Origin of the sequence: Tritonibacter mobilis F1926, assembly GCF_000376545.2 — a bacterium.
GTDB lineage: Bacteria > Pseudomonadota > Alphaproteobacteria > Rhodobacterales > Rhodobacteraceae > Epibacterium > Epibacterium mobile.
On sequence record NZ_CP015230.1, the window covers coordinates 2671305 to 2688439 of the forward strand.

A 17135-nucleotide genomic window follows, 5' to 3' on the forward strand; every position below is an offset into this window, starting at 1 on the left:
AGTGCCGCGTTCCCACGACTCGAGAGGAGCGATCTTCTGCACCTGCAAACAGCGGGCGCAGGGCCCGGGAAAGGGTGACGAGATGAAATTGATCATTGCAGCCATCAAACCCTTCAAACTCGAAGAGGTCCGCGAGGCGCTGACCACTCTTGGGGTCTCAGGTTTGATGGTAACCGAAATCAAGGGCTTTGGCGCGCAGGCGGGTCACACCGAAATCTACCGCGGGGCCGAATACGAGGTGAACTTCGTCCCCAAGGTGAAGCTCGAAATCGTGGTGCCCTCCGACCTCGCAGATCAGGTCGTCGAGACCATCACCCAGACCGCCCGCACCGGCAAGATCGGCGATGGCAAGATCTTCGTTCTGGATGTCGGCCAAGCCGTGCGTGTGCGCACCGGCGAAACCAATCAAGACGCGCTCTAACGCGCCTTTCGCAAAGGAAAGCCAAATAAAATGAAGAAACTGACAGTGACACTCGCCGCCACGGCGCTGGCGACCCTGCCGGGTCTGGCCTTCGCGCAGGACGCCGCAGCAGAGACACCAGACATCACCCCCTATATCTTCACCACGCTCCTGTTCCTGATCGGCGGATTTCTGGTCTTCTGGATGGCCGCAGGCTTTGCCATGCTCGAAGCAGGTCTCGTGCGCTCCAAAAACGTGACCATGCAGCTCACCAAGAACGTGGCGCTCTTCTCCATCGCCGCAATCATGTACTGGCTGATCGGCTTTAACCTGATGTATCCGGGCGAAGGCTGGATTGTGCCGGGCGTGCTCGGCCCGCTCTTTGCGGTCACCTCGCTGGAGCCTGTGGGCCTTGGCGCGGATGCTGCGGCGCTCGACTATGCCTCCGCCGGGTCTGACTTCTTCTTTCAGCTGATGTTCTGCGCGACCACCGCATCTATTGTGTCAGGCACGCTGGCCGAGCGGATCAAGCTGTGGCCCTTCCTGATCTTTGTCGCGATCCTCACCGGGGTGATCTACCCGATCGAGGCGTCTTGGCAGTGGGGCGGCGGCTTCCTCTCCGAGATGGGTTTTTCTGACTTTGCAGGCTCTACTCTGGTGCATGCCGCTGGTGGCTTTGCCGCCCTCGCCGGTGCCCTGATCCTCGGTCCGCGGATTGGCAAATACAAAGATGGCCGCACCGTTCCGATGCCCGGTTCCAACCTTGCGCTGGCCACTTTGGGGACATTCATCCTGTGGCTCGGCTGGTTCGGCTTCAACGGTGGCTCGCAACTGGCGATGGGCACCGTGGGCGATGTGACCGATGTGTCCCGTATCTTTGCCAATACCAATATGGCCGCTGCGGCGGGGGCCGTCACCGCGCTGCTGCTGACCCAACTGCTGTTCAAAAAGCCCGACCTGACCATGATCCTGAACGGCGCGCTGGCCGGTCTGGTCTCCATCACCGCAGGTCCGCTTGATCCAACGCTGTTTGGCGCGCTGTGGATTGGGGCCGTGGGCGGTGTGATCGTGGTCTTTGCCGTGCCGATGCTCGACAAGATGCAGATCGACGACGTGGTGGGTGCGATCCCGGTTCACCTTCTGGCCGGTTTCTGGGGCACCTTCGCGGTTCCCTTCTATACCGCCGACACGTCCTTTGTGACCCAGATCATCGGCTTTGCAGCCATCGGGGCCTTTACCTTCGTGGTCTCCGGCGTGGTCTGGATGATCCTGAAATCCACCATGGGCATCCGCGTCACCGAAGAAGACGAGATCAACGGCCTCGACATGGCGGAGCTTGGCATGGACGCCTACCCGGAGTTCAAGGCAAGCTGACCCTCAGCCCGATAAAGACCAAAAAACGCGGCTCTTTGGGGCCGCGTTTTTCATTGTCTTCAGCGTGTTAGCGCACCGGCTCGAACACCGCGTTGGGCAGGGTGCAATCCTTGATAACATCCCGTCCGCAGGGCACCGGCTCCAGATCACGCGACAGACAGACCCGCGCTTCTTGTATGAACCCGTCGCGACAGGTGATCGTGAGACTGTCGGCCGTAAGTGTTGGATTGGCTTTCAGAAACGCCTCTTCCACAACGGAGGCAGGCAGTTTTACCGCCTTGTCGAGACGGCGAAACACCTCGGGGCGGGTGATTTTTGCGTAGGCTTCGCGCGACAGGTCGAAATAGCCCTGCGCTGACAGACCGCTGCAGGTCCCGTGTTTCTTCCACTGATGCCACGCCAGCCCCGATGTGCCCATGATATCGCTCATCTCGCTGGTCTGACGCCGGCGCGGCGGCGCCTCTTTGGTGCGGCAATAGCTGGGCCAGCCGCGATGAAACTGCGGCCACAGCCCGTGCAACGTCCAGCCGTAATCATACCGCTCATCGCATTGCTCTGACCCTTTGGCGTCGCCCTCAATCGCGCACCAATTGGGCGACCAACTCAGCGCCAGCACGTAATAGTCAAACTCACCCGCTCGCTCACCTTCGGCCTGCGCCGCACCCCCAAAGAGCCCCGCAGCCGCTAATATTGTGAACAAAACTCCCCGCATTCGCCTCTTTCCTTATGGTTTCGAGGCGACTATATAGACCTGAAGTTCCCCGACAACGGAAACCCGCCCCGAAGCTCCGGGGAAGCCGATCTAAGGCGACGGGAGAGGTTTATCCGCAGGTTGTCCGGTCACACCGTCGGGGGCAGACGTGTTTCGAAGGAGTAAAGCACATGGCAAAACCGTTGATGGCCAAGGCGACCGCCGTGTGGCTGGTGGACAATACCACGATCAGCTTCAAGCAGATCGCCGATTTCGTTGGCATGCACGAGCTTGAAATTCAGGGCATCGCAGATGGCGATGTGGCTGCTGGCGTGAAGGGCTTTGACCCGATTGCCAACAACCAGCTGACGCAGGACGAGATCAACACAGCGGAAAACAATCCGCTGCATAAGCTGAAGCTGAAGTTCAACGCCGCAGCCGCAGGCGAAGAAAAGCGCCGTGGCCCGCGCTACACCCCGCTGTCCAAACGCCAGGACCGCCCGAACTCGATTCTCTGGCTGGTGAAATTCCACCCCGAGCTGGCCGATGCACAGATCGCCAAGCTGGTGGGCACCACCAAGCCGACCATTCAGTCGATCCGCGAGCGCACCCACTGGAACATCTCCAACATGGAGCCGATTGACCCGGTTGCCCTTGGCCTGTGTAAACAGTCCGAACTGGATGCCGCCGTGCAAAAAGCCGCCAAGAAACGCGCTGCCGAAGGTGGCGTGATGAGCGACGACGAGCGCCGCAAACTGGTCTCCACCGAACAATCGCTGGAAATGGACGCAGAACCCAAGATCCCGACCGCCATTGAGGGGCTTGAGACCTTTACGCTTGGCTCCTCCGATGACGAGGACAAGAAAGAAGACGAAATCGTCGACGCCGACAGCTTCTTCAACCTCCCCGCCAGCAGCGATGAGGACGAAGACGACGACAGCGACGATCCGCGCTACTGAGAGGGGCACCCCTCTCGCCTCAGCACCGTCTGACGCCGACAATGCACCGCAGAGCCTCTTGCCCTGCGGTGTTTTTTTGCCCCTTGTCAATATCCGACAAAATAACTAAGAAAATAACGCCCAGCCTTTTTGCCCGGTCAGAATGTGAACAGCCCGACCGCATCCCTGATGCGACCGCTGCGGGCGGACAGGTAAAAGGCGCAGATTATGACACTTCAGGTTCCTCTCACTCCCGAACTGGCGCAGGCCCCGCTGGTGGCTTTTGGCTTTGATCCGTTTGAGACCCGGCTGGTGTCGATCATGCGCCACTTTGTTACGGCGGCCAACGCACCGGGCAGTCAGGCGTGGCACCGCGCCTTTATCATTGCGGCTGAAAACTGGGGCGAGGCACATGGTCTGGCGGTTGCCCATACCTTGTGGCCCGTGGTGCGCGAGGTGCTTGAACTCAGAAGCGGTGATTTCAGCTCCAATGATCCGCTTGATCTGGATACCCGCGACTTGCTCAGCGCCGATGAAGCGCAGTTTTTCGCCATGCTGCACCACATGCGCCGCGACAATACCGCCAAGGCGCGCGACGCGGTCGAGGCCCTGACCCACGGGCAAATGGACCCCGACCTCATCCGCGCCGGTCTGTCATTTGCAGATCGCTTCCCTTCGGGCGCGCGGCAACGGCTGCGCGGCGCACCTGCCCTGCGCGTTGTGGGGTAAACACGGCGCAAAACCGGTATTTCAACGCACAACTGGGGCCGCCTGCGTGAAAGCATGGCAAGCGGCCTTGCACGACCGGGGCGCGGGTAGTAGGCATTTTGCCAACGCAAGTCCCGGGAGGCGTTGAGTATGGACGATCCGAAAACCCTGGTTTCCACCGACTGGCTGGCCGCGCATCTAAAGGACCCCGATTTGCGGATTCTCGATGCGTCTTGGTATCTGCCGCAGATGGAACGCGATGCTAAGGCAGAGTATGACGCGGGGCACATCCCCGGCGCGCGCTTCTTTGATATCGACGATATCTCTGATCATCGCTCCGATCTGCCGCATATGGCTCCCCCGGTTGAAAAATTCATGTCCCGCCTGCGCGCCATGGGCGTCGGCGACGGGCATCAGGTGGTGGTCTATGATGGCGCGGGCCTGTTTTCCGCCGCCCGTGTCTGGTGGCTCTTCCGCCTGATGGGTCAGGTCAATGTGGCCGTGCTGGATGGCGGTCTGCCAAAATGGACCGCCGAGTGCCGCCCGCTGGAGGATCTGCCGCCGGTGATCCGCGACCGCCACATGACGGTACGGGTACAAAACCAGCTGGTGCGCGATGTGACACAAGTGTCCTCTGCCGCCAAACTCGGCGATCACGAAATTATCGACGCCCGCGCGGCGGACCGGTTCCGCGGCGAAGCCCCCGAACCCCGGCCCGGCATGCGCGCAGGCCATATTCCCGGCTCTAAGAATGTGCCCTTCACCACATTGCTCAATGACGACGGCACCATGAAAGACCCGGACGCCTTGCGCTCCATCTTTGAAAGCGCTGGTGTTGACCTCACGAAGCCTGCCATTACCTCTTGCGGATCGGGCGTCACCGCCGCCGTGCTCAGCCTCGCCATGGAGCGCATGGGCAAGCACGATCACGCGCTCTATGACGGCTCATGGAGCGAATGGGGCGCCTTCCCCACTCTTCCCGTTGCAACCGGAGACAACTAAGACATGTTCGAGAACCTGAAACCCCAGCCTGCCGACAAGATTCTGGCGCTGATGCAGATGTACCGCGATGATCCGCGGGACCAGAAGGTCGATCTGGGTGTAGGTGTCTACAAGAACGCCGAGGGTGTGACCCCGGTGATGCGCGCCGTAAAGGCCGCAGAACAGCGCATCATCGACGAGCAAGCCACCAAGGCCTACACTGGCCTCGCGGGCGATCCCGCCTATGCCGACGCAATGATCGGCCTGATCCTTGATACAGCAGTCGAGCGCAGCAAAATCGCCGCCGTCGCCACCCCCGGCGGCACCGGCGCGGTGCGTCAGGCGTTTGAACTGATCAAGATGGCCAACCCCAATGCACGCGTCTTTGTGTCCGATCCCACATGGCCGAACCATGTGTCGATCCTGAAATACGTCGGCATCGAGACCGTGACCTATCGCTATTTTGACGCAGAGACCCGTGCCGTGAACTTCGACGGTATGATCGAGGATCTCAAAGGCGCAAAAGAAGGCGACGTGGTGCTGCTGCACGGCTGCTGCCACAACCCGACGGGTGCCAACCTGAACCTCACCCAGTGGCAAGCCGTGGTTGAATTGCTCAACGCGCGCGGCCTGATCCCGATGATCGACATCGCCTATCAGGGCTTTGGCGACGGTCTCGAAGAAGACGCCGCTGGCGTGCGCCTCGTGGCCTCCTCGGTGCCGGAATGCCTGATTGCGGCAAGCTGCTCCAAGAACTTCGGCATCTACCGCGAACGCACCGGCCTGTTGATGGCGATCAGCCAGCAGGGCGATGCAGAAGGTCTGAACCAAAAGACACTCGCCTATCTGAACCGTCAGAACTACTCCTTCCCGCCCGATCACGGCGCGCGCGTTGTGACCACGATCCTGAACGATCCTGAATTGCGCGCGGACTGGCAGAAGGAACTGGAAGAAACCCGTTTGGGTATGCTCGCCCTGCGTCAGCAGCTCGCGGACGAGTTGCAGCGCCTGACCGGATCTGACCGTTTTGGCTTTATCGCAGAGCACCGCGGCATGTTCTCTCTGCTCGGCACCACGCCGGAGCTGGTGGAGAAAATGCGTGTGGATGCAGGCATCTACATGGTCGGTGACAGCCGCCTCAATATCGCAGGCCTCAACGCGCAGACCGTGCCGATCCTCGCTAAGGCAATCGTCGACGCTGGCGTCTGATCCGCCTTATCATAGCTGAATACGAAAACGCGCCCCATGAGGGCGCGTTTTTGGTTCCCGCAGGATTAATGCGCTAAGTTACGGTAAAGGCCGCGCGAAACGCATCGAGCGCGGCCAGTTCATCGCCCGCCGCAAAGGCCTCCATCGCCACCGGGCCGTCATAGCCCATACGCTGCAAGGCGCGCGCAACCCCGGCGTAGTTGATCTCGCCCGTGCCCGGCTCGCATCGCCCCGGCACATCGGCGACCTGAATCTCTCCGATCCACGGCAGGCACGCCTGACACAGCTCGATCAGGTTCCCCTCGCCGATCTGCGCATGATAAAGGTCGAGGTTCAGGCGCAACTGAGGCCGGTTCACCGCCGAGACCAGGGCCAGCGTCTCTTCGGCCCGCGCGAAAGGCACGCCCGCGTGATCCACCGGCAGGTTCAGGTTCTCCAGCGTGAACTGCACGTCCAGCTCTTCGGCCAGATCACAGATCCGATGCAGCGTGTCGATGGCCTTGACCCATTTCAGCGGTGTCGCCACTTCGGCCAGCTTTGGCCGTCCGCCCTCACCCAGCCCGGTGCCATGCAGGTTCAGCCGCGCCACGCCCAGCCGCTTGCCCACCAGCGCCGTTTCCCGTGCCGAGGCCAGCAGCATATCCGCGCCCGCATCATCCGACAGCCGCCCCTCAAGGTAACCATTCATGATCGAGAACACCGCGCCAGAGGCCTCAAGCGTGTTCAGATCATGGTCGGGCCAGTTCCACAGCCCAACCTGAAACCCCATCTCGTGCAGTTGCGCGCAGCGCCACTCGATCGGTTTGTCCTGCCAGAGCATCTCGGCGCAGGCGGCAAGGGTAAACGCCATGGATCAGCCCCCGATCAGGTCCGAAGTAATCGCCACCGGACGCCCCTCAGCCAGCGAACGGTTCGCCGCCTCGGCCAGCGCCAGTGCATTGACGCCGTCCTGTATCGATGCGGGCACCGGCGCGCCCGCAACCACCGCATCGACAAAGGCCGACCACTCGATCGCATAGGCGCGCATGTAGCGTTCTAGGAAGAAATAGACGGGCTTAGCCGACTGCACCCCGGCGGTGGTCGATTTCACCACGGTGTTTTCAACCTCATTCTCGGCCGCCAGCGTACCCTCGGAGCCCAGAACCTCCACCCGCTGGTCATAGCCATAGGGCGCGCGGCGCGAGTTGCGGATGGTGGCGATGCGCCCGTCCGCATAGGTCAGCACCACAACGGCGGTGTCGACATCGCCCGCCGCGCCGATCTCCGGATCGACAAGGCACGACCCATGCGCCATCACGCTCACCGGCATCCCAAACAGGAACGAACACATGTCGAAATCATGGATCATCATGTCCCGGTAGAGACCGCCAGAGACCTTGATATAGCTTACCGGCGGCGGCGCAGGGTCATAGGAGGTCACCGCCAGCATCTCGCCCTTGCCGATCTCGCCCGCGTCCAGCGCGGCCTTGACGGCGGCAAAGTTCGGGTCAAAGCGGCGGTTGAAGCCCATCATCATCGGCTTGTCGTGGCTGGCGGCAATCTGGCGGACCTGAAGCGCGCGCTCCAGCGACAGATCAATGGGCTTTTCGCAAAAGATCGCTTTGCCCGCCTTCACGCCCGCCTCGATCAGGTCGGAATGCGTGTTGGTCGAGGAGGCAATCAGGATCGCGTCAATGCTCGCATCGGCAAAGATTTCCTCGGGTGTGCGCACCGCGATGCCATGCTCCTGCGCAAGCGCCTCGGCGGCCTCGGCCATAACGTCAGTGACCGCAACCAGCTCTGAGCGCGGATCCATCTTGATGGAGGCGGCATGGACCTTGCCGATGCGGCCCGCGCCAAACAATGCGACTTTCATAGGCGTATTCCTTTTGTGCTGGCGTCACAGGGTGACGCGGCGGCCCTCACGGGCCGAAATGTCGATAGCATGGATGACGCGCTCAAACTCCAGCGCGTCGGTGAAATTGGGAAAGCTCTCCTCGCCCGCCGCAATGGCGCGCAGGAACCCCGCGACCTCGATGGTTTTCAGATCGCCAAAGCCCAGCTGATGCCCCGGTGCCGGGCAGAACGCCCCATAGGGTGCATGCTCCGGCCCCGTCAGAATGGTGCGGAACCCCTGCTGCGCGCGTGGGCCTTCGTTTACATAGAGCTTCAGTTCATTCAGCCGCTCCTGACTGAAGGTAATCATACCCTTGGTGCCATGCACCTCCCAGTCGAGCTTGTTCTTGCGTCCCCAGGCCGAGCGCGAGGTGCACAGCGTGCCCTGCGCCCCGTTGCGATATCGGATGATGGCCGAGGCGGTGTCCTCGTTCTCCACCGCCGCGCGGCCGCTTCCATCGGGCAGGGGGCGGGTTTCATGGATGATCTGCGTATCAGCAATCAGGCTCTCGATCTCGCCCATCAGCACATGCGACATCGACACCAGATGACAGCCCAGATCGCCCAGCGTACCAAGCCCCGCATCCGCGCGGGTGGCGCGCCAGGTCCACGGCAGGTCCGGGTCGGCCTGATAGTCCTCATCCACCCAGCCGCGAAAATGCACGGGCTTTCCGATCATCCCTTCGGCAATCAATGCGCGGGCATGGGTGACGGCGGGATTGTGAATGTAGTTATACCCCACCTTTGTGCGCACCCCAGCGGCACGCGCCGCAGCTTCCATCTCCTGCGCATCCTCCAGCGTCAGCGCCAGTGGTTTTTCGCAATGCACATGTTTCCCGGCCGCAATCGCCGCCAGCGCCATCTCCTTATGCAGCACATTGGGTGTGGTGATGGAGACAATATCGACCTCCGGGTTGGCGATCAGGGCGCGCCAATCGTCGGTGGCTGCGGCAAACCCGAACTGAGCCGCCAGATCGCGCGCCTTCTGCGCAGGCGTGTCGCACAATTGCGCCAGACGCACCGGCGCCAGATCCCCAAATACCGCCGCGGCAGAGCCATAGGCCAACGCATGCGCCTTGCCCATGAAGCCGGTTCCGATCAAACCAAGACCTAGAGTCACAAAAACCTCCCATATGGAATTTTCATTCCATTTTTGGTGATGAGCGATTACAGTGAACCTGTCAAGAGAGAGGACGTTGAATGAGTGAGAACGAGGGTATCGCCACACCCCCCACCAATATCACCCAGACCATCGAGCGGCTGGACCAGATGCAGGATGAGCTGCCCAAGCGACTGAAGCAATGTGCATCCTTCACCCGCCGTCACCTGCATCTTGTGGCGGTCTCTACGGTCTCTGATATGGCCAAGGCATCGGGCGTTGCGCCTTCGGTCTATATCCGGTTCTGTCAGGCCATTGGCTTTAGCGGCTATTCCGAGATGCAGGGGCTGTTTCGGGTGCAGTACACCTCTTTTCGCCCCGACTATGAACAGCGCCTTGCTCAGGTGCGCCCCGATGTGGCGCAGGGCAGTGGTCAGCTGTTGGGAGAATTTACCGAGGCGGGCCATAAGTCGCTGCTATCTTTGGGTAATTCTGTTGCAAATGAGGGACTTAACAGTGTCGCAAGCGGCTTGGCACAGGCGCGCATTCTACACCTATTGGGTATGCGTCGCGCCTTTGCTGTGGTCAGCAATATGTCCTATCTCCTTGGTAAGATGGATGTGCCTGCCTTGTTGCATACCGACGTTGGCCACCTTGACAGCCCTCCCCTGATGACACCCGATGATGCGCTGTTTGCGGTGACCTTTGCACCCTTCTCCGAGGACGTGATCCAGCAGGCCAGAGAGGCCGCCGAGCGTGGCGTTCCGGTCTACGGGCTGAGCGATTCCGAGAAATGCCCGCTGTTTGAATTCGCCCGCGAGGTGCTCATCGTGCACGAACATGAGGTCGCAGGCTTTCGCGCACTCAACGCCTCCATCACACTCACCACCGCCCTTTCGGTGCTGGTCGGATCGCAACGACGCGAATCTTGACAGGCTCGCGCCAAAACGGAATAAATGTTCCATAAGCGCGATTCGACACCGTTTCGTGCTGACCGGTGGGAGGCCGGTCATCAGGAGCACCTCAGCCTTCAGCGAGCCGAGGCGCTTACAATCCGGGACACCGGGCTTTGTCTAAGGGAGGACAAATTGAAAAAATTCTTGAAAACCGCAGCTGTTGTCGCCGGGATGGCCGTCGCAGCCCCCGCCATGGCGCAGGACATCATCGTGGTCGCCCATGGTCAGGCCAACGATCCATTCTGGTCCGTGGTGAAAAACGGCGTGGAAAAGGCCGCCAAGGACACGGGCGCGAATGTCGATTTCCGCTCGCCCGAGACCTTTGACATGGTGCAGATGAGCCAGCTGATCGACGCCGCCGTCAATCAGGAACCCGACGGGCTGGTGGTCTCCATTCCCGACGCCGACGCGCTGTCGCCCTCAATCCGCCGCGCGGTCGAGGCTGGCATTCCGGTCATCTCGATGAACTCCGGCTCTGACGTCTCCAAGGATCTCGGCGCGCTGCTGCACGTGGGCCAGGACGAATATACCGCAGGCAAGGCCGCCGGTGAAAAGCTCGCCTCGATGGGCGGCACGGTCGGCATCTGCGTCAACCAAGAAGTCGGCAACGTGGCGCTCGACCTGCGCTGTCAGGGCTTTTCTGACGGGTTCGGCGGCTCTGTCGAGGTGATCCCGACCCAGAACGACCCGGCCGAAGTCGAAGCCAAGGTCAAAGCGGCGCTGGAATCCAACCCTGACATCGACACCGTGATGGGCCTTGGTGCCTCCCTGGTGGGTGAGCCCTCCGTGCGCGCCGTCGCCGCCGTTGGCCGCACCGGCGAGGTGAATGTGGCGACCTTTGACCTGTCGGCAAGTTTCCTTGAGAGCGTATCAAAAGGCGAAGCGGCCTTTGCCATCGACCAGCAGCAATTCCTGCAAGGCTATCTGCCGGTCTCGTTCTTGGCGCTCAATGCCAACTACGGCCTGATCCCCGGCGGCAACGTCCCCTCCGGCCCCAATCTGATCACCCAGCACAAAGCTGCCCAGGTGGTCGAGCTGAGTGCTGAAGGCATCCGCTAAGCCACGCACTTAAAACGCTAAATCGCATTTGGGGCCGTGGTGCAAACGCCGCGCCACGGCCCTTCTTTGTCCCCAAGGGAGGATCACGCCATGGCCGACACGGCCCAAACCGTCACCGACGAACGCCTGAAACAAGAAGGCTTTGGCGCGCGGCTGATGAAGCGCCCGGAGCTTGGGGCCATCGCCGGTGTCATTCTTGTCACCACATTCTTTTTGATCACTGCCGACAGCACCATGTTCACGCTCTCGGGCATCATGAACTTCATGACCCCTGCGGCGCAGCTCGGCATCCTCGCCATCGGCGCAGCGATGCTGATGATCGGCGGTGAATTTGACCTCTCCATCGGCTCCATGGTGGCCTTTGCGGGTCTGATCTTTGGCGCTTGCGTCGTCACCCTTGGCCTGCCCCTGATCCTCGCGATCCCGCTGACACTGGCGGTGGCGGCTGGGCTTGGCGCGGTAAATGGCGTGATCGTTCTGAAAACCGGCCTGCCGTCCTTTATTGTGACACTCGCCTTCCTGTTCATCCTGCGCGGCGCGTCACTGGTGGGGCTGAAACTGGCCTCTGGCGGCTCCACCCAGCTGCGCGGCGTGCGCGATGCGGTTGAGGGCGACTGGCTTGCGCCCATGTTCTCTGGCGACGCTTTTGGCCCGATCTTTGCCTGGCTTGCCCAGATCGGCCTGATCGACACCTTCAAGAACGGCACCCCCAAAGTGCCCGGCATCCCGGTGGAAATCCTCTGGTTCATCGCGCTGGCGCTGGTGGCGACCTATGTGCTGCTGCGCACCCCGCAGGGCAACTGGATCTTTGCCTCGGGCGGCGATCGCAACGCAGCCTCCAACTCCGGTGTGCCGGTGCGCAAGGTGAAGATCTCGCTCTTTATGGTGACGGCGCTCTGCGGCGCGCTGGTTGCGATCATCACCGTAATGGATGCAGGTTCGACCGACGCCCGCCGCGGCTTCATGAAAGAGTTCGAGGCCATCATCGCCGCAGTGATCGGCGGCTGCCTGCTGACCGGCGGCTACGGATCGGCCATCGGCGCATTCTTTGGCGCGATCATCTTTGGCATGGTCACCATCGGCCTCACTTATACAGACTTCGATCAGGACTGGTTCCAGATCTTCCTTGGCGGCATGCTGTTGATCGCGGTTCTGTTCAACAACTACATCCGCAAGCGCGTGACGGGGGAACGCTGAGATGACCCAGCAGATGACCGAAGACACGACCTTCCATCACGGCAGCCCGCAGGACGCGGCCAAGCCGATCATCGAAATGCAGGATATCGAGAAGCATTTCGGCAATATCATCGCGCTTGCAGGTGTCAGCTTTGATGTGAAACCGGGCGAATGCCACTGTCTGCTTGGCGACAATGGCGCGGGCAAATCCACCTTTATCAAGACCATGTCGGGCGTACACAAACCCACCAAGGGTGCGATCACCATCGACGGGCAACCGATGAATTTCGACAGCCCCCGCGATGCGATGGAAGCCGGAATTGCCACGGTGTTTCAGGATCTTGCCATGATCCCGCTGATGAGTGTGACGCGCAATTTCTTCATGGGGCGCGAGCCGCTCAAGGGTTCCAAGCCCTTCCGCCGCATGGACATCGAGATGATGAACCAGACCACCGTGGAGGAAATGCGCAAGATGGGCATCAACCTGCGCGGCCCCGATCAGGCGGTCGGCACGCTCTCGGGCGGCGAACGCCAGACGGTGGCGATTGCGCGCGCGGTCTATTTCGGCGCGCGGGTGCTGATCCTGGACGAGCCCACCTCGGCGCTTGGCGTGCGGCAGACCTCGAACGTGCTCGCCACCATTGACCGGGTGCGCAAACAAGGCGTCGGCGTGGTGTTCATCAGTCACAACGTGCGCCACGCGCTGGCCGTGGGCGACCGGTTCACCGTGCTCAACCGCGGCAAGACGCTGGGCACCGCACAGCGCGGCCAGATCACACCGGAGGAGCTGCAGGATCTCATGGCGGGTGGTCAGGAAATGGCACAGCTCGAAGGCTCGCTCGGGGGCACTGTGTAATGACCAAGGATCTGGACCTCATCACCATCGGGCGCGCGTCCGTTGACCTTTACGGCGCGCAGGTTGGTGGCCGTCTTGAAGACATGCGCAGTTTCGAGAAATACGTCGGCGGCTCCCCCACCAATATGGCGACGGGCACCGCGCGTCTGGGCTTGCGTTCGGCGCTGCTGACCAAGGTTGGCGACGAGCATATGGGCCGTTTCCTGCGTGAGGAACTGGTGAAAGAGGGCGTCGACGTCACCGGCGTCCTCACCGACCCGGAGCGGCTGACGGCGCTTGTGCTGCTCGGCATTCGCGATGAGGACCAGTTCCCGCTGATTTTCTACCGCGAGAATTGCGCCGATATGGCGCTGAGCGCACAGGACGTGGACGAAGGCTTCATTGCCCGCGCCCGCGCCGTGGTCGCCACTGGCACTCATCTGTCCAATCCCCGCACCGAGGCGGCGGTGCTGAAAGCACTGGACTTTGCGCGCAAACACGGCGCGCAGACCGCGCTGGACATTGATTTTCGCCCCAACCTCTGGGGGCTGTCCGGCCATGGCGACGGCGAAAACCGCTTTATCGCCTCAGCAGCGGTGACGGAAAAACTGCAATCCACCCTGCATCTGTTTGACCTGATCGTCGGCACCGAAGAGGAATTCCACATCGCAGGCGGCACCACCGACACGGTCGCAGCACTGCGCGCGGTGCGCGCGGTCTCGGGGGCGACGTTGGTGTGCAAACGCGGCGCTGATGGCGCGGTGGCCTTCACCGGCGCGATCCCGGACAGGCTGGACGAGGGCCAAAGCGGCCCCGGTTTTCCCATCGAGGTTTTTAACGTGCTCGGTGCGGGCGATGGCTTCATGTCCGGTCTTCTGAAGGGCTGGCTCGACGGTGAAGACTGGCCCACCTCGCTCAAATACGCCAATGCCTGCGGGGCCTTTGCCGTCAGCCGTCATGGCTGCACCCCCGCCTATCCCAGCTGGGAAGAGCTGCAATTCTTCCTCCAGCGTGGCGTGGTGGAGAAAGCCCTGCGCAACGACACAGCGCTGGAGCAGATCCACTGGTCAACCACCCGCAAGCGTGACTGGGACGACCTGCGGGTCTTTGCCTTTGATCACCGCATGCAGATGGAAGAGATGGACGGCGCCACGCCCGAGCGCATCGGCGCGTTCAAGGAGCTTTGCCTCAGGGCGGCGCTCATGCAGGCCGCTGGCCGCCCCGGTCACGGCATCCTCTGCGATGGCCGCCTTGGCGCGCGCGCGCTCTATGCCGCAGCCGGTCAGGGTCTGTGGATCGGCCGCCCGGTGGAATGGCCCGGCTCGCGCCCCTTGCGGCTGGAGCCGCAGGTGGGCGAGGATGCGGGCGGGCTGAAGGAATGGCCCGGCGAACATGTGGTCAAATGCCTGTGCTTCCCGCATCCCGACGATGATGACGCGATGTGGGCCGACCAGATCGCCACCATCACCCGCGTGTTCCAGTCCTGCCGCCGCAACGGGCTTGAATTCCTGCTGGAGGTGATCCCCTCCAAGGTCGGCCCCTTTGACGATAAAACCACGCCAGATGTCATTCAGCGCGTATACGATGCGGGCATCTACCCCGATTGGTGGAAGCTTGAACCCTTCCGCTCCGAGGCCGCATGGGCGGCAAGCTGCGATGCGATCGAGCGCAACGACAAACGCACCCGTGGTATCGTGGTGCTGGGTCTGGACGCCCCGGAGGACGAGCTGCGCGAGAGCTTTGCCCTCGCCGTACGCTTCCCGCTGGTCAAAGGGTTTGCCGTCGGGCGGACAATCTTTGGCGATGTGGCCCGCGACTGGTTTGCAGGCCGCATTGACGACGACAGCGCCGTGGCGCGCATGACAGAAAATTACGCCCGGCTTTGCGATATCTGGGCGCAGGCACGCGCACGCACAATGGAGGCGGCACAATGAGCACGATCCGGCTAACCGCAGCGCAGGCGATGGTGAAATATATCGCCGCACAACTGAACGAGGAAGGCGAACCCTTCCTCGCCGGGATCTGGGCGATCTTTGGCCACGGAAATGTGGCCGGTCTGGGCGAGGCGCTGCACGGCGCGCGCGACGAATTTCGCACCTATCGCGGCCACAATGAGCAGACCATGGCCCATGCGGCGATTGCCTATGCCAAGCAGTCCGCGCGCAAGCGGGCGATGGCGGTCACCTCCTCCATCGGCCCCGGTGCCACCAATATGGTGACAGCGGCGGCACTGGCGCATGTGAACCGGCTGCCGCTCTTGCTGATCCCCGGCGATGTCTTTGCCAACCGGGGTCCCGACCCTGTGTTGCAGCAGATCGAGGATTTCGGCGATGGCACCACCAGCGCCAATGACTGTTTCAAACCGGTCACGCGCTATTTCGACCGCATCATGCGCCCCGAGCAGCTGCTGACCGCCCTGCCGCGCGCCTTTCGCACGATGACCGATCCGGCAGACTGCGGCCCGGTCTGCCTGTCGTTCTGTCAGGACGTGCAGGCCGAAGCCTATGACTGGCCCGAGGCCTTCTTTGCGCCGCGCATTTGGCAAACCCGCCGTCCCCGCCCGGATGAGGGCGAGCTGGCGCGGGTTGCCGACCTGCTGAAAGCCGCAAAATCTCCGGTGATCGTGGCCGGGGGTGGCGTGCATTACGCGGGCGCTTGCGCCGCGCTGCAACGCTTTGCCGAGGCGCATCAGATCCCGGTTGTCGAAAGCCAGGCGGGCAAATCCGCTCTCGCCTGGGATCACCCGCTGAACCTCGGCCCCGTAGGGGTGACCGGTGCGGGCTCCGCCAATGAAGTTTGCGCCGGGGCCGATCTGGTTCTGGGTGTGGGCACAAGATTTCAGGATTTTACCACCGGCTCGTGGAACCTGTTCCAGAACCCGACTCGCACGCTCGTCTCGCTCAATGTTGCTGCCTATGACGCCATGAAACATGGGGCAGAGCCCTTGTGCTGCGATGCCCGCGTCGGGCTGGAACTGCTGGGCGCGGCGCTTGGTAATCTGCAATTCGCCGCCCCCTCCGCCACACTCAAGGAGGCGTGGTTCAGCGCCGTCGACCCGCTCACCGCCGCCCCGCGCGAGGACATCCAACTGCCGAGTGACCAGCAGGTGATCGGCGCGGTGCAACGGGCCTCCGGTCCCGACACGGTGGTGATGTGCGCGGCGGGCACCATGCCGGGCGAGCTGCACAAACTCTGGAAAGCCCCGCGCCCCGGCGCCTATCACATGGAATACGGCTATTCCTGCATGGGCTATGAGATCGCCGGTGCCATGGGCATCAAGATGGCGCAGCCAGACCGGGATGTGGTCTGCATGATCGGCGACGGCAGCTATATGATGGCCAACTCGGAACTGGCGACGGCGGCGATGCTGGGCATCGACATGACCGTGGTGATCACCGACAACCGCGGCTACGGCTGCATCAACCGGCTGCAAATGGGCACCGGCGGGGCAGAGTTCAACAACCTCCTCGACCACTCCCATCACGTGACGCCGTCGAACATCGACTTTGCCGCCCATGCCGCATCCATGGGGGCGGCGGCCGTACATGTCAGCAGCATTGCAGAACTGGAAGAGGCCCTGAGCCGCGCGAAATCCGCCAAAGGGCCGTTTGTGGTGGTGATTGACACCGATCCCTACCCCTCGACACCCGATGGCGGCCATTGGTGGGACGTGGCGGTGCCCGAAGTGTCCGAGCGGGCCGAGGTGCGCGCCAAACGCGCCGAATATGAAAAACAGATCAAGGCCCGCGCGCTCAACTGACGCCCGTGGCCTGCCTTTCCGGAGTGCGTCCTCCCGCGCGTCGGAAAGGCCCCAGTTTTGGATCAGGCGCGGAC

The 17135-nt window shown here is 62.1% G+C and carries 16 protein-coding genes; 12 read left to right on the forward strand and 4 right to left on the reverse strand.

What is annotated here, in order from left to right; all coding sequences use genetic code 11:
- Positions 1 to 82 precede the first annotated feature (82 nt).
- Together K529_RS12650 and K529_RS12655 are read left to right on the forward strand one after the other, a co-directional pair.
- Positions 83 to 421 (forward strand): P-II family nitrogen regulator, encoded by a 339-nt coding sequence (locus tag K529_RS12650; protein WP_005631755.1) that lies wholly within the window; start codon positions 83 to 85, stop codon positions 419 to 421.
- 30 nt (positions 422 to 451) lie between these two features.
- A complete protein-coding gene (locus tag K529_RS12655) occupies positions 452 to 1774 on the forward strand; it encodes an ammonium transporter (protein ID WP_005631751.1) in 1323 nt (440 codons plus the stop codon).
- Positions 1775 to 1841: 67 nt separating this feature from the next.
- On the opposite strand, the gene K529_RS12660 is transcribed toward K529_RS12655, so the two are convergent.
- Positions 1842 to 2486 (reverse strand): ribonuclease T2 family protein, encoded by a 645-nt coding sequence (locus K529_RS12660; RefSeq protein ID WP_005631748.1) that lies wholly within the window; start codon positions 2484 to 2486, stop codon positions 1842 to 1844.
- A 170-nt stretch (positions 2487 to 2656) separates the two neighbouring features.
- Here K529_RS12660 and K529_RS12665 point away from each other — a divergent pair, with 170 nt between their 5' ends.
- The 4 genes from K529_RS12665 to K529_RS12680 all read left to right on the forward strand — a co-directional run bounded on the left by K529_RS12665 (position 2657) and on the right by K529_RS12680 (position 6301).
- The gene (locus K529_RS12665) at positions 2657 to 3424 is read left to right on the forward strand and encodes a DUF1013 domain-containing protein (RefSeq protein ID WP_005631745.1); all 768 of its coding nucleotides are present in this window, start codon (positions 2657 to 2659) and stop codon (positions 3422 to 3424) included.
- A gap of 207 nt (positions 3425 to 3631) precedes the next feature.
- Positions 3632 to 4132, forward strand: coding sequence for a hypothetical protein (locus tag K529_RS12670; RefSeq protein ID WP_005631742.1), 501 nt, complete (start codon positions 3632 to 3634; stop codon positions 4130 to 4132).
- A gap of 129 nt (positions 4133 to 4261) precedes the next feature.
- A complete protein-coding gene (gene sseA / locus K529_RS12675) occupies positions 4262 to 5113 on the forward strand; it encodes a 3-mercaptopyruvate sulfurtransferase (protein WP_046002769.1) in 852 nt (283 codons plus the stop codon).
- A gap of 3 nt (positions 5114 to 5116) precedes the next feature.
- Positions 5117 to 6301, forward strand: coding sequence for an amino acid aminotransferase (locus K529_RS12680; RefSeq protein ID WP_005638215.1), 1185 nt, complete (start codon positions 5117 to 5119; stop codon positions 6299 to 6301).
- Between the two features lie 73 nt (positions 6302 to 6374).
- On the opposite strand, the gene K529_RS12685 is transcribed toward K529_RS12680, so the two are convergent.
- The 3 genes from K529_RS12685 to K529_RS12695 are packed head-to-tail and all read right to left on the reverse strand — an operon-like array spanning position 6375 to position 9296.
- Complete coding sequence (locus K529_RS12685) at positions 6375 to 7151, reverse strand: TIM barrel protein (protein ID WP_046002768.1); 777 nt, start codon at positions 7149 to 7151, stop codon at positions 6375 to 6377.
- A gap of 3 nt (positions 7152 to 7154) precedes the next feature.
- Positions 7155 to 8156, reverse strand: a complete 1002-nt coding sequence (iolG, locus tag K529_RS12690; RefSeq protein ID WP_046002767.1) for an inositol 2-dehydrogenase — start codon at positions 8154 to 8156, stop codon at positions 7155 to 7157.
- A 24-nt stretch (positions 8157 to 8180) separates the two neighbouring features.
- Positions 8181 to 9296, reverse strand: a complete 1116-nt coding sequence (locus tag K529_RS12695; RefSeq protein ID WP_080929633.1) for a Gfo/Idh/MocA family protein — start codon at positions 9294 to 9296, stop codon at positions 8181 to 8183.
- Positions 9297 to 9376: 80 nt separating this feature from the next.
- On the opposite strand from K529_RS12695, the gene K529_RS12700 reads away from it, so the two are divergent.
- From K529_RS12700 to iolD, 6 genes are all read left to right on the forward strand, one after another.
- Entirely contained in the window at positions 9377 to 10207 is an 831-nt protein-coding gene (locus K529_RS12700; RefSeq protein WP_005650142.1) for a MurR/RpiR family transcriptional regulator, read from the forward strand.
- Between the two features lie 156 nt (positions 10208 to 10363).
- Complete coding sequence (locus K529_RS12705) at positions 10364 to 11290, forward strand: sugar ABC transporter substrate-binding protein (RefSeq protein ID WP_005650139.1); 927 nt, start codon at positions 10364 to 10366, stop codon at positions 11288 to 11290.
- 90 nt (positions 11291 to 11380) lie between these two features.
- On the forward strand, positions 11381 to 12487 hold the full coding sequence (locus tag K529_RS12710) for an ABC transporter permease (protein ID WP_005650137.1): 1107 nt from the start codon (positions 11381 to 11383) through the stop codon (positions 12485 to 12487).
- Between the two features lie 13 nt (positions 12488 to 12500).
- Entirely contained in the window at positions 12501 to 13322 is an 822-nt protein-coding gene (locus tag K529_RS12715) for an ATP-binding cassette domain-containing protein (protein ID WP_046002773.1), read from the forward strand.
- Positions 13322 to 15235: a bifunctional 5-dehydro-2-deoxygluconokinase/5-dehydro-2-deoxyphosphogluconate aldolase gene (locus tag K529_RS12720; protein WP_046002765.1), complete on the forward strand. Its 1914-nt coding sequence runs from the start codon at positions 13322 to 13324 to the stop codon at positions 15233 to 15235. The genes K529_RS12715 and K529_RS12720 overlap by 1 nt, the downstream gene beginning before the upstream one ends.
- A complete protein-coding gene (gene iolD, locus K529_RS12725) occupies positions 15232 to 17061 on the forward strand; it encodes a 3D-(3,5/4)-trihydroxycyclohexane-1,2-dione acylhydrolase (decyclizing) (protein WP_046002764.1) in 1830 nt (609 codons plus the stop codon). Before K529_RS12720 ends, iolD begins: the two co-directional genes overlap by 4 nt.
- Positions 17062 to 17135: the final 74 nt, after the last annotated feature.